11 protein-coding genes are annotated in these 12,792 nt (G+C 71.0%); 5 read left to right on the plus strand and 6 right to left on the minus strand.

The window, feature by feature from the left end:
• Nucleotides 1–38 precede the first annotated feature (38 nt).
• Nucleotides 39–227 (plus strand): hypothetical protein, encoded by a 189-nt coding sequence (locus tag BM199_RS33510; protein WP_143101941.1) that lies wholly within the window; start codon nt 39–41, stop codon nt 225–227.
• Here BM199_RS33510 and BM199_RS28230 read toward each other — a convergent pair.
• From BM199_RS28230 to BM199_RS28240, 3 genes are all read right to left on the minus strand, one after another.
• Nucleotides 224–1,069, minus strand: a complete 846-nt coding sequence (locus BM199_RS28230) for a phosphoribosylaminoimidazolesuccinocarboxamide synthase (RefSeq protein ID WP_091677850.1) — start codon at nt 1,067–1,069, stop codon at nt 224–226. The two genes, BM199_RS33510 and BM199_RS28230, sit on opposite strands and share 4 nt — an antisense overlap.
• A gap of 284 nt (nt 1,070–1,353) precedes the next feature.
• A complete protein-coding gene (ychF, locus tag BM199_RS28235; protein ID WP_091677853.1) occupies nt 1,354–2,436 on the minus strand; it encodes a redox-regulated ATPase YchF in 1,083 nt (360 codons plus the stop codon).
• 36 nt (nt 2,437–2,472) lie between these two features.
• Nucleotides 2,473–2,685, minus strand: coding sequence for a hypothetical protein (locus BM199_RS28240; RefSeq protein ID WP_091677856.1), 213 nt, complete (start codon nt 2,683–2,685; stop codon nt 2,473–2,475).
• Nucleotides 2,686–2,991: 306 nt separating this feature from the next.
• Here BM199_RS28240 and BM199_RS28245 point away from each other — a divergent pair, with 306 nt between their 5' ends.
• Together BM199_RS28245 and BM199_RS28250 are read left to right on the plus strand one after the other, a co-directional pair.
• Nucleotides 2,992–4,548 carry an AlkA N-terminal domain-containing protein gene (locus tag BM199_RS28245; protein WP_091677859.1) on the plus strand — a complete coding sequence of 519 codons (1,557 nt, stop codon included), beginning with the start codon at nt 2,992–2,994 and terminating at the stop codon, nt 4,546–4,548.
• Between the two features lie 38 nt (nt 4,549–4,586).
• On the plus strand, nt 4,587–5,090 hold the full coding sequence (locus tag BM199_RS28250) for a methylated-DNA--[protein]-cysteine S-methyltransferase (protein WP_091677862.1): 504 nt from the start codon (nt 4,587–4,589) through the stop codon (nt 5,088–5,090).
• A 19-nt stretch (nt 5,091–5,109) separates the two neighbouring features.
• On the opposite strand, the gene BM199_RS28255 is transcribed toward BM199_RS28250, so the two are convergent.
• Nucleotides 5,110–8,088 carry an AAA family ATPase gene (locus BM199_RS28255; protein WP_091677864.1) on the minus strand — a complete coding sequence of 993 codons (2,979 nt, stop codon included), beginning with the start codon at nt 8,086–8,088 and terminating at the stop codon, nt 5,110–5,112.
• The gene (locus BM199_RS28260) at nt 8,085–9,242 is read right to left on the minus strand and encodes an exonuclease SbcCD subunit D (RefSeq protein ID WP_177242832.1); all 1,158 of its coding nucleotides are present in this window, start codon (nt 9,240–9,242) and stop codon (nt 8,085–8,087) included. The genes BM199_RS28255 and BM199_RS28260 overlap by 4 nt, the downstream gene beginning before the upstream one ends.
• Nucleotides 9,243–9,403: 161 nt before the next feature.
• Here BM199_RS28260 and rmuC point away from each other — a divergent pair, with 161 nt between their 5' ends.
• Nucleotides 9,404–10,321, plus strand: coding sequence for a DNA recombination protein RmuC (gene rmuC, locus BM199_RS28265; RefSeq protein WP_091677869.1), 918 nt, complete (start codon nt 9,404–9,406; stop codon nt 10,319–10,321).
• Nucleotides 10,322–10,577: 256 nt separating this feature from the next.
• Nucleotides 10,578–11,624, plus strand: a complete 1,047-nt coding sequence (locus BM199_RS28270) for a DUF6542 domain-containing protein (RefSeq protein WP_245788834.1) — start codon at nt 10,578–10,580, stop codon at nt 11,622–11,624.
• A 90-nt stretch (nt 11,625–11,714) separates the two neighbouring features.
• On the opposite strand, the gene BM199_RS28275 is transcribed toward BM199_RS28270, so the two are convergent.
• Nucleotides 11,715–12,752 carry a 4-hydroxy-3-methylbut-2-enyl diphosphate reductase gene (locus BM199_RS28275; RefSeq protein WP_091677874.1) on the minus strand — a complete coding sequence of 346 codons (1,038 nt, stop codon included), beginning with the start codon at nt 12,750–12,752 and terminating at the stop codon, nt 11,715–11,717.
• Nucleotides 12,753–12,792: the final 40 nt, after the last annotated feature.

Below are 12,792 nucleotides of genomic sequence, written 5' to 3' on the forward strand. Positions count from 1 at the left end.
TCCCGGGAAAGTGCGAGGGATGTGATATCTGCCACAAGGTGAGCGCGGAGCTAACGGCGGTCATGATCGTGGCGTTGTCAACGTCGACACGCCACGTCGACCTGCAGGGGATCGCCGCCATGAATCGCACCGCACCCGCTCTCACCCCCACTCAGCAGGCCTGGGTCGCGGTGTTCGCGACGACCGTGACCCTCCTGCTGGTGATCCTGCTCGGCGCCGCGGGCTAGGTGGCGGCCGACTGCCAGGTCTGCCCGGTGATCCGCTCGTACACCTCGGCGTAGCGCTGCCTGGTCGCCTGCACGATCTCGTCCGGCACCTCCGGCCCGGGCGCGGTCTTGTCCCAGCCGGTGCCCGCTGCCCAGTCGCGGACGTACTGCTTGTCGAACGCGTACTGCGGGCGGCCGGGCTCCCACTGGTCGGCGGGCCAGAACCGGGAGGAGTCCGAGGTCAGCACCTCGTCGCCGAGGTTGAGCACGCCGTCGGCATCCCGGCCGAACTCGAACTTGGTGTCGGCGACGATGATTCCCTTGTCGGCGGCGTGCTCCGCGCCGCTGCTGTAGATCTCCAGGGTGAGATCCCGCAGCCGCTCCGCGGTCTCGCGGCCCTCCTGGTCGACGACTTCCTGAAAGGTCATGAACTCGTCGTGCCCGGTGTCGGATTCCTTCGTCGTCGGCGTGAAGATCGGCTCGGGCAGCTTGCTCCCCTCGACCAGTCCGGTTGGCAATGCCACGCCGGACACCGTGCCGTACTTCTGGTACTCGCGAAGGCCGAGACCGGCGAGGTGGCCGCGAGCGATGCACTCGACCTTGACCATCTCGAGCCGCTTGCACCTGATCGCCCGTCCGGCGAACTCGGCGGGCACGTCGGTGGCCGACAGCAGATGGTTGGGCACGATGCCGGCGAACCGTTCGAACCACCACACGGACAGCTGGGTCAGGAGCGCGCCCTTGTCCGGGATCGGCGTCGGCAGGGAGACGTCGTAGACCGAGACCCGGTCCGACGCCACGAGCAGGATGTCGCCCCTGTCCTCGTACAGGTCACGCACCTTGCCCGCGTGGATGTGCTTCATCGCCCGCCCTCCATCATGTCCTCACCGCGCTCGCTACCAGCGCGAACGTTCACCTGAAGCCGCACTGTAACCAGCGGTGTGCCGCACCGGCGCCGCGGGTGTGAGTCGCCGGCGGAAATCCGATCGCAGCCCGGCTGCCAACAATCAGCGCCAGGCACGCACTGACGAGTTCCCGGTCATGGCGGTCACTTCACCAGCGATGACAGGATCGGCGAACGCGTAGAAATCGTTTAGCAAGGCCGGCGCCGCCGATGCGACACCACCGCTGACCTGACCGCGCCAGATCAGACGTTGAACCTGAACTCCACCACGTCGCCGTCGTGCATGACGTAGTCCTTGCCCTCGATCCGCACCTTGCCCGCGGCCCGGGCGGTGGCCATCGAACCCGCCTCGACCAGGTCCTCGTAGGAGACCACCTCGGCCTTGATGAAGCCACGCTCGAAGTCGGTGTGGATGACGCCCGCGGCCTGTGGCGCGGTCGCGCCCTTCGGCACGGTCCACGCACGGGCCTCCTTCGGGCCCGCCGTGAGGTAGGTCTGCAGCCCGAGGGTGTGGAATCCCGCCCTGGCGAGTGCGTGCAGGCCCGGCTCCTCCTGCCCGACGGACTCCAGCAGCTCGCGGACGGACTCCTCGTCGTCGAGTTCGAGCAGCTCGGACTCGACCTTCGCGTCGAGGAAGACGGCGTCGGCGGGGGCGACCATCTTGGTCAGCTCCGCGCGGCGTGCCTCGTCGGTCAGCACACCCTCGTCGGCGTTGAACACGTAGAGGAACGGCTTGGTGGTGAGCAGGCTCAGCTCGCGCAGGAGCTCGCCGTCGATCTCCTTCTGCGCGGAGAACAGCGTGCGCCCCTCGTCCAGGATCTCCTTGGCCCGCTGGGCGTTCTCCAGCGCGGGCCGGTTCTCCTTCTTGGTCCTGGCTTCCTTCTCCATCCGCGGCAGCGCCTTCTCCAGCGTCTGCAGGTCGGCCAGGATGAGCTCGGTGTTGATCGTCTCGATGTCGGAAATCGGGTCGATCTGGCCGTCGACGTGCACCACGTCCGGGTCGTCGAAGACCCGGATCACCTGGCAGATCGCGTTGGCCTCGCGGATGTTCGCCAGGAACTTGTTACCGAGACCGGCGCCCTCCGAGGCACCCTTGACGATGCCCGCGATGTCCACGAAGGACACCACCGCGGGCACGATCTTGCTCGACGCGAACAGTTCGGCGAGCTTGTCGAGGCGGGGATCCGGCAGCGGGACCACGCCGACGTTGGGCTCGATCGTGGCGAACGGGTAGTTCGCCGCGAGGGCGTCGTTCCGGGTCAGCGCGTTGAACAACGTGGACTTGCCGACATTGGGCAGGCCGACGATACCGAGGGTGAGGCTCACGGCCGCGCAGTCTACGTTGCGGCGACCGCGGCTCGATCAGCCGTCGTCCTCGTCGCCGCCTCCGCCGCCTTCGCCCTCGTCGTCACCACCGTCTTCGTTCTGCTGATCGCCGCCGCCGTCCTCCTGCTGGGTGCCGCCGTCCTCCCCTGGGGACGTCTCGTCACAGGCAGCGAGAAAACCGATGGAGCCGGCCGCCGCCAGTGCGGCCGCGAACAGACGTACAGACCGGGAACGCGCAGTAGACCTCATACCGGAGACCGTAGTGACAATCCCCGCTCCCCGCAGTGCGCCAGTCCCGCACTTTCCCAGGAAAGTGCGGTAGTTGCGCACGCACGAATCGCACTTTCCCGGGAAAGTGCGGGGCTGCGGAACTCCCGACGCTGGTCGAGGGCTTGCCCCCTCGCACTTTCCCGGGAAAGTGCGAGGGTCCGGGCAGCACTTTCCGGGAAAGTGCTCGTTGGGTTGGCTCTCCTTGTATACAGGGTCGACGGCGGGTCGACGGTCGCGTCGGATTTCCGCCAGTCGAGGCCGTCACCTGCTGGCAGTATCAACGGTATGGGAAAGCTGAGCATCGCACCGGAACCGGTGGAGTACGCCGGCACACGGGGCATCTGGCGGGACACCGAGCGCTGCTACCGGGCAGTCATGTCCCGCGACTCGCGGTTCGACGGGCAGTTCATCACGGCGGTGCGCACCACCGGCATCTACTGCCGTCCGTCCTGCCCGGCGCTGACACCGAAGCCGCAGAACGTGCGGTTCTTCCCGACCTCGGCCGCCGCGCAGGCCGGTGGCTACCGCGCCTGCCGCCGCTGCCTGCCCGACGCCGTTCCCGGCTCCCCCGAGTGGAACATCCGCGCCGACCTCGCCGCCCGCGCGATGCGGCTGATCTCCGACGGCGTCGTCGAGCGGGACGGCGTCCCCGGCCTTGCCCGGCAGCTCGGCTACTCCGAGCGCCAGCTGGGGCGAGTGCTGACCGCCGAACTCGGCGCGGGCCCACTGGCACTGGCCAGGGCCCACCGGGCGCACTCCGCCCGGCTGCTGATCGAACGATCCACGCTTCCCCTGACCGACGTCGCGTTCGCGGCCGGTTTTGCCAGCGTCCGGCAGTTCAACGACACCATCCGGGAGGTGTTCGCCACCACCCCGTCGCAACTGCGCGCCGGAACCCGCAGGCCGGGGAACGGGGCGAGCGAGGACATCACCGGCGACGGAACGCAGCGCGCCACCCGGCTGACCCTGCGGCTGCCGTTCCGGGCGCCCTTCGACGCACCGGGCACACTGGACTTCCTCGCGACGCGCGCGGTGGCCGGGGTCGAGCAGGTCGAAACGGACGAGCACACCGGCGCGGTCAACGCCTACCTCCGCACCCTGCGCCTGCCGTACGGCACCGGCACCGTCCGACTCACCCCCGCCGACCGGCACGTCCAGTGCGACCTGCGGATCACCGACGTCCGCGACCTCGGCAGCGCGGTGTCCAGAATGCGCAGATTGCTGGATCTCGACGCCGACCCAGACGCGGTCGCCGCCACGCTGATCACCGACCCACTGCTGGCGCCGCTGGTCATGGCGGCGCCGGGCATTCGAGTTCCGGGTGCGGTGGACGGCCCGGAACTCGTCCTGCGAGCCATGCTCGGACAACAGGTCTCGGTGGCCGCTGCCCGTACCGCGGCAGGCCGGCTCACCGCCGCGCTGGGCGAGCACGTCACCGAGGCCGCCACGGACACTCCGCACCTGCTGTTCCCGTCCCCACTGGCGATCGCCGAGGGCGGCGCGGACGTGCTGCGCGGCCCGCGCAAGCGGATCGAGGCCATCACCCAGGTGGCTGGCATGCTCGCCGAAGGCAGCCTCGACCTGCACGTGGGCCGGGACGCCTCCGAGTTGCGCGCCGACCTGCTCGCCGCACCCGGGGTCGGGCCATGGACCGCCGACTACGTGCTGATGCGCCTGCTCGGCGACCCCGACGTGCTCCTCGACGGCGACCTGATCCTGCGCAAGGGCGCCGCCGCTCTCGGTATCCCCGCCGACCGGCTCACCGGGCATTCCCAGGCATGGCGCCCCTGGCGCGCCTACGCCGGGATGTACCTGTGGCGCGCGGGCGCGCAGACCAAATGACCGAAATTCGCCGAACAGACCTTCAGGAGAAGCGAACGATGAGTACCGCACACTGGTCCACCCTGCCGACACCGATCGGCCCGTTCACCGCGGTGGTCGCCGCCGACGGTGCCGTACTGGGCTCCGGCTGGACCGACGACCCGAACCTGCTCACCGCCGTCATGTCGCCGTCCCTGCGGCCTGGCGACCTGTCCCGCAAACGCGACCTCGGCGAGGTCACCGCCGCCATCCGCCGGTACCACCAGGGTGAGCTCGACGCCGTGGACGGGATCGTGGTGCGGCAGCGCTCCGGCGAGTTCATGCAGCAGGCCTGGGACGTGCTGCGCACGGTGCCCGCCGGGAAGCCGGTGACCTACAGCGACTACGCCGCGCTCGCGGGCAGGCCCGCCGCGATCCGCGCGGCAGCGGCCGCATGTGCGCGCAACGCGGCCGCGCTCTTCGTCCCCTGCCACCGCGTGCTGCGCATCGGCGGCGCGCTCGGCGGCTTCCGCTGGGGCCTGCAGACCAAGCGCTGGCTGCTCGACCACGAGGCAACGGCCTGACCGCCCGACAGCAGCGGAGTCAGGCCACCAGTTCGAGGCTGGACCCGGCCCGGGCCTTGCGGACGCGCAACCGGGTCGGGATCCGCTGTCGCAGCTCCTCGACATGGGAGACGAGGCCGACCACGCGCCCACCTGCCCGCAGCTCGTCCAGCACGTCCATCACGATGTCGAGCGTCTCGGCGTCGAGCGTGCCGAACCCCTCGTCGACGAACAGCGTGTCCAGCAGTGCTCCACCGGTTTCCGCCGCGACCACGTCGGCAAGGCCGAGGGCCAGCGCGAGTGACGCGAGGAAGCTCTCACCGCCGGACAGCGTCTTGGCCGGACGCACCGACCCGGAGTAGTCGTCGAGGACGTCGAGCCCGAGCCCGCCCCTGGTGCCACGCGAGCCCGCCGCGTCGGAGTGGACGAACGAGTAGCGCCCCTGGCTCATCGTCCTGAGCCGGGCGGTGGCCGCGACGGCGACCTCCTCGAGCCGGGCGGCGAGCACATACGAACGCAGCGACATCCTGCGGCTGTTCTGCCCCTTGCCGTTGACGACATCGGTGAGCGCGTCCAGCTCCGCGTACTCGGCCTCAGCCGGACCGAGTTCGGTGACAGCATCGGCGTAGTGCCCGGCCAGCTCGGTCACGTTGCGTTCCCGGTGGACGGCGGCCCGGTGCGCGGACACCGCCGACTCGGCCTCGGCCCGCGCCCGGTTCGCCTCCGCGACCGCGGTCTCGAGGTCGACCTCGGTGTGCGGCGAGATCGAGGCGAGTTCCGGTTCGGCCAGCACAGCCTGCGCAGCGGCCTCGGCCGTGCGTGCCTCGGTGAGCCTGCGCTCCAGCTCCGTCAGTACGGACGGTTGTCGCGCGGCCTCCCGGGCCGACTCCACCGAGTCGAACTCGGCGGCCGCCAGCGCCTCCCGCAGTGCCGTGCGCTGTTCCGCCAGCCGTTCCTCGACGCCGAGCCGTGCCGACCTCGCCTCGGCCAACGCCTCCAGCGCCTCCAGCACGGACACGAGGTGCGCCCGCCTCGCGGCCACGTCGGCGTGCTCGCCCCTGGCCGCGGTGAGCCTGCGCCGACGTTCCTCGACCTGGGCGGCCAGTGAGGTGCGCTCGGCGTGCGCCGCCGCCGCCCGGCGTTCGGCCTCCGCGCGCCGGCTGCTCAGCTCCTCGGCCTTCGCCTCGGCCTCGGCCACCGCCCGCTCCAGGTGTGGCTTGCGCCCCGCCGTTTCGGCCAGGCCGGCGATCTCGGCCCGGACCTCCGTGAGCAGCCGATCGAGCTCCTCCGCGGTGCGCCCCGCGAGTCGTTCCCGCACAGCCGTGAGCGCGGCGTCCGCCTCGTGCCGGGCCGCGACCGCCTGCTGCCTGCGCCGGTCCGCGACCTGTTCCAACTCGGTCGCGGCGCGTTCGTCCTGCTCGCCGACCGAACCGTCCACCGGCTTCGCCGGAGTGGGGTGTTCGGCCGAGCCGCACACCGGACACGGTGAGCCGCTGTCCAGCCGTGCCGCGAGTTCCGCGGCCATGCCGTTGAGCCGGTGCTCACGCAGGTCGAGCAGCTGCTGCCGGACGCGTTGGTGCTCGTCGACGGCCGCCCGCTCGGCCTCGCCCGCCCGCTCCAGCTCGGCGGTGAGCCCGGGCAACCGGTTCGCCTCCACCAACGAGGCGGTCAGTTCCTGCTCCCGGGGCCGAAGACCGCCGAGGCCCACCTCCGCCTCGGCGGCGCGGTCCCGTTCGGTCCGGAGACCACGTATCCGCTCCGGCAGGGCGTCGCGCTCGGCCGCGAGTGCGGCGGCGCGCGCGGTGGCCTCCTCGGCCATGGTGGCGAGTTCCGCCACTCGGCGTTCGTCGTGGTCCTGTTGCTCCGCCTCCGCGACCAGACCGGCCAGTGCCCCGGCCTCCTCGCGCAGCACGCCAGCCCGCGCCCGCAGGTCGGGCACTTCGGCAGCGGTCTCCTCGGTGTCTTCGGCCGTTGCCCTGACCAGGCGGACCCGGTCCTCCTCGGCACGGCGAGCCTGGCGCAGCCGTTCCTCGAGCCGGTCGGCCTCGGCGGCCACGTCCGTCACCGTCGCCGCGCGGCGGGCCGCGGCCAGCTCCGCCGTCCACCTGGCACGGTCTTCGGCCTGCTCGGCCACCTCGGCAAGCCGCGCGTGAGCCGCCCGGACCCGGCGGACCCGCTCCGCCAGCGTCCGGCGCTCCTGCAGGTCCCGATCCGCACGCTCCCGGGACTCGTTCGCCACGAGTTCCGCCTTCTCCGCCTCGGCGACCTGCCCGGCGACCCTGGACCGCAGCTCGGTGAGCCACTCCTCCCCCGGGGCTCCCGGGTTTTCGGGGGGTTCCTCCCCCGCCGCCTGCGCCAGGCGTGCGGTCCACTCCCGGACCGCCTGTTTGCCCGCGTCGACCTCCCTGCCCCTGCGCACACGGAGTTCGCGGAACCAGCGCTCGACGTCGCCGAAGCGCCGAGTGCCGAAAAGGTGCTCCAGCAGCTGCTCCCGATCGGCCGTGTCGGCACGGAGGAAGCGGGCGAACTCACCCTGCGGCAACAGCACGACCTGGAAGAACTGCTCCGCGCTCATGCCGAGCAGCCGCTGGACGGTGCGCGCGACCTCGTCGATCCTGGTCAGCCCGTCCTGGGGGTGTCCCTGCGGCGGTGGCCCCACCCAGGTCAGCGACGCCTTCGCCTGCTGCGTGGTGGTTCCATCGCCCCTGCGTTTGGGCCGCTGGTACTCGGGGCTGCGCACGATCCGCAGCCGCTGTCCCTGGACCGTGAGTTCGAGCACGACCTCGGTGACCGACTCCGCATCCGCCAGGTCGCAGCGCAGGCGTGGCTTGTCCTGCCCCCGAGCCCCGGGCACTTTGCCGAACAGCGCGAACGCGATCGCATCGAGCAGCGTGGTCTTCCCCGCGCCGGTGTCCCCGTGCAGCAGGAAGAGGCCGTCGGCGCCCAGCGCGTCGAAGTCCACCGTCTCCCGGTGCACGTAGGGACCGAAGGCCGCGACCTCAAGCCGGTGCAGCCTCATGACTCCTGCCTCGCTTCGGCTTTACCCGCGGCCTCCAGCGCCAGCTCGAGCAGCGCGAACTCGCTCTCACTCGGCGCGGACCCGCGGCAGTCGCCCAGAAACCGCTCGGCGATCTCGGCGTCGGTCCTGCCCCTGACCGCCTCCGCGTAGCGCAGCTCGGCACCGGAACCGCCCTCCGGCGCCCAGTCCAGCCGCACGGCGAACGGGAAGCGCTCGCGCAGTCTGCGCATCGCGTCGACAGGGCGCACCCGGTCGACGAGCGTCACCGACAGGTAGCAGTCGACGAGGCCCGCGAACTCGTCACTGATGAGCAGATCCTCGAGATCGCCCTCCGCGGTCGCCAGCCGCCGAGGCACCGGAAGGTCCACCCGAGCCACGTCCGCGAGCCCGTCCGCGTCGAGGTCCACCAGCCAGGCGGACTTCCGCTGCGCGGCCTCCGAGAAGGAGTACGCGAGCGGGCTGCCCGAGTAGCGCAGGTGCGGAGCCAGCGTCTGCGGACCGTGCAGGTGGCCGAGCGCGACGTAGTCCACGCCGTCGAAGACCGCGCCGGGCACCTGTTCCACGCCGCCGACCGCGATGGTGCGTTCGGAGTCGCTGCCCGCGCCACCGGTGACGAAGGCGTGCGCGAGCACCACCGACCGCGTTCCCTTCGGCTGCTGCGCCAGGTCGGCCCGGACGCGGCGCATCGCCTCGGTGAGCACACCGGTGTGTCCCCTCGCCTCGGGGACCCCAAGCGCGTGCCGTGCCGGTTCCGGCTCCAGGTAGGGGATGCCATAGCAGGCGACCGGGCCGTGCTCGTCCTCGATCAGCGCGGGTTCCCGCAGGCCGTCGATGGTCGTCCGCAGGTGCAGACCGCCCGCCGCGGCGAATTCGGCAAACGCGCCGAGCCGCGCGGCGGAGTCGTGGTTGCCGGACGTGATCACCAGCTGCGCACCCGCGTCCCTGAGCCGGGACAGCGCCCCGGTCGCGACTCGCACCGCGTCCGCGGAAGGGACCGCGCGGTCGTAGATGTCGCCCGCGACGGCCACCACGTCGACACGTTCCTTCGTCACGACCTCCGCGAGGTGCGCGAGCACCGCGTCCTGCTCGGCGAGCAGATCCGCGCCGTGGAACGTCCGCCCCACGTGCCAGTCGGAGGTGTGCAGAATTCTCACGAGCCCCAAGTTAGGGGCCAGCGCCGACGGAATGGCGCAGACACCCCGAGAGGGTAGCTGGAACGTGTGTTCGAGTTTCGGGCGACGAGCTTTCTGTCGGTGCCGTCGGCCATGATGCCCACAGGCGACCGGCCAGACTACGAACAGAGGGGAGCGCACCGGTGGGTTCGACGGTGCTCAGCACAGCGGCGGTGGTTGTGGCGTTGCTGCTGGCGGCCGCGGTGTTCCTGTTGTGGCGGTTGTACACCGACAGCGTGCGACGGGCGGATGCCGCGGCGAAACAGGTCGACCTCGAACGCTCCAGGGTGGACGAGCAGCAGGCCGCGTTGCGCCGCTACGAGGTGGCGTTCGCCTCGATCAGCGGGCGGGGCGAACTCGGGGAACAGGTACTGGTGGAGACCGCGCGGGCGCTGGGCCTGCGCGAGGGCCTGCACTTCACCGTGCAGACCGACCTCGCGGGCGGTGGAGCGGCCAAACCGGACATGGTGCTCAGGGTCGGCGGTGACCGCAGCGTGCCGGTCGACGCCAAGGCGAGCATGGCGTGCTGGGCCGAGGCCGTGGAGACCGACGACGCCGCGGAGCGGCTGGACGCACTCCGGGTGCACGTGCGGAACCTGCGCTCGCGGGCGACCGAACTGGCGGCCAAGGGATATCAGCGGTGGGCCGACGCGATCTACGGAACGATCATGTTCGTCCCGTCCGACGCCGCGGTGGTGGCCGCGCTCGACACCGATCCGGAACTCCTGCGCTGGATGCTCGATCGCCGGGTGTTCCTCTGCGGACCCACCGGTTTCGCGGTGATCGCCTCCGGCGCCCTGTTCGCGGCGAGTGAGCGCGCGCTCGTGGAGGACGTGGAGAACGTGCGCAACCGGGCCGCATCCGCGCACCGGGCGGCCGGCAACGCGGTGGACGCCGTCAACCTGTCCGCCACGCACCTGCAGCGGTTCCTGTCGGCACGCCGTAGGGAACTGGACGCACTGGAGAGCTTCCGGGCGTCGGTCGCCCCACTGACGGAGGCGTCGGGCAGCCCGTCGGCACTCCCCACGATCAGGAAGGGAGACGAGATCGCCGCCAGCTGACCGTCCAGCGCCCGTTTTCCCAGGTCAGCATCGGGCCAGCAGACGTGCCCGCGTCACGCTCCCGGGTGCGAAATCGGACAGCTTTCGGAGTGGCACCCGCGCACACGCACGAACCGGATACGGTGACGCGTATGCGCACGTCCGCCTGCCCGAGTAGATCAGATCCGAGAGCCGGCCGAGAGCTCCCGTTGCCCGGGCCTCGTCCACACGGCTCTCGTGGGGCCCTTGGGATGGCCGTGCGGCTTTCGTCGGGTTGGTGTCCGTCCGGCTCCGGCGGGACGTTGTGATCGATATTCGCGACGCACAGAACGACGCGGAAGCCGACGACACAGAGGTACCGTGGGACGAACTGCCCATTTTCGGCGACCGGCGCGGCCTGCCCTGGTGGGGTGCGGTGCTGCTGGCGTTCGGCCTCGCCATCCTGGGCGCGGGGATGAACCTGCAGATGCAGGACTCGCTGGGTGTTCTGTTCCAGGGCTGCTACTTCGTCGGCTCGGTGGCCGCCGTCGCCGCGGTCCGCAGGCGCAACCTGTTCGGGCCGATGGTCCAGCCGCCACTCGTTCTCGGGTTCACAGTCCCGGCGATCGTGTTGCTCGGCTCCGGTCTGCCGGAGAACAGCGACACCCTCGCCAAGGCACTGGCCATCGGAACTCCGCTGATCAACGGCTTTCCGACCATGGCGATCACGACCGGCGTGACATTGGCCATCGGCATCTTCCGCCTCTACCGCGAGCGGGACCCGGACGCCCCGGTGAAGGTCCGCTCGAGCGGCAAACGCGCGAGCAAGCCGGAGCCCAAGGCCGCGAAGGAGCCGAAGTCGCGCAAGGCTGCCCCGGACAAGGCCGCCGCTGCCGCCAAGGCAGCCGGAAAGCCCGGCCAGGGCTCGACGGTGCCGCCACGCAAGGGCAAGCCCGCACCCGCGGACGGCCGCCCGGACGCGCCGAGACGCGGGGAAGGCCGGGGACGGCAGGCCACCGAGGGGCGCGGTGCGGGTGAACCGGCACGTCGGCGAGGCCAGGACGACCCGCGTGGCAGGCCCGCCGAGCGGGAGAGCGGAAAGGCGCCGCGGGATCCCGGCGCACGCAAACCACGGCAGCCGCGCCAGCCCGGCGCAGAGCGGCGACCGCGAGCTGAGGGCACGCCGGATTCACCCGGCTCGGGGCGGCCACGCAGGACTCCGCCGCGAGGTGACGCCCCGAGAGGCGGGCGACCGGACGCACCACGTCGTGGCCCGGAGCCGGGTGGACGACCCCCCAGGGGCAGGCCGTGGAACGACGAGCCCCCGCCGAGGTCCGCCCGCTAGTCCGTCCGTCGGCCCGGGGTGGATGTCCCCAATGTGGCATTGGGGACGCTCAAGTTCCCCAATGCCACATTGGGGACATCCCTGTGCGGCTCAGCGCACGCTGCTGGGGGCGCCACCTTCGGCCTTGCGGAGTTCCCTCGGCAGCGCGAAGGCGATCTTCTCGTTGGCGGTGGTGACCTCCTCGACGTCGGCCCAGCCACGCTCGGCGAGCCACTCGAGCAGTTCCATCACCAGCACGTCGGGAACCGAGGCACCACTGGTGACTCCGACCGTCTCCACGCCGTCCAGCCACGTCTCGTCGACCTCGCGGGCGAAGTCGATCAGGTGGGCATCGCGCGCCCCCGCCTTCAGCGCGACCTCGACCAGCCGCTTGGAGTTCGAGGAGTTGGTCGAGCCGACGACGAGCACCAGGTCACACTCGGCGGCCATCGCCTTGACGGCGACCTGGCGGTTGGTGGTCGCGTAACAGATGTCGTCACTCGGCGGGTCGGAGATCTGCGGGAACCGCTCCTTCAGCTGGTCCACCCGCTCCATGGTCTCGTCGACACTCAGCGTCGTCTGCGACAGCCAGATGACCTTCGAAGGATCGCGGACGTCCACCTTGCCGACGTCCTCGGCCGTGTCCACCAGTTGCACGCGGTCGGGGGCCTCACCTGCGGTGCCCTCGACCTCCTCGTGCCCCTCGTGACCGATCAGCAGGATGTCGTAGTCGTCCTTGGCGAACCGGGTGACCTCCTTGTGCACCTTCGTCACCAACGGACAGGTGGCGTCGATCGTGCGCAGGTTGCGCTCCTCGGCCTCCGTGTGCACCGCTGGGGAAACGCCGTGGGCGGAGAAGACGACCAGGGCACCTTCCGGCACCTCCGAGGTCTCCTCCACGAAAATCACCCCGCGCTCTCGCAAAGTGTCCACCACGTGCCGGTTGTGCACGATCTCCTTGCGCACGTACACCGGCGGGCCATACAGCTCCAGCGCCTTTTCCACCGCGATCACAGCACGGTCCACACCTGCGCAGTAGCCGCGTGGCTTTGCCAGCAGGACACGCTTGCCCTTCGCCGGGGATCCGTCCGGGCGCCCACCGATCGACACGTCGGTGGCTGGCTCGATTCCGGGGCTCGCTGCACTCATGCCGTCCAGGGTACGGGCCGTAGTGGACACGGGAGCGGGT

The organism is Amycolatopsis marina, assembly GCF_900111885.1.
Lineage (GTDB): Bacteria > Actinomycetota > Actinomycetes > Mycobacteriales > Pseudonocardiaceae > Amycolatopsis > Amycolatopsis marina.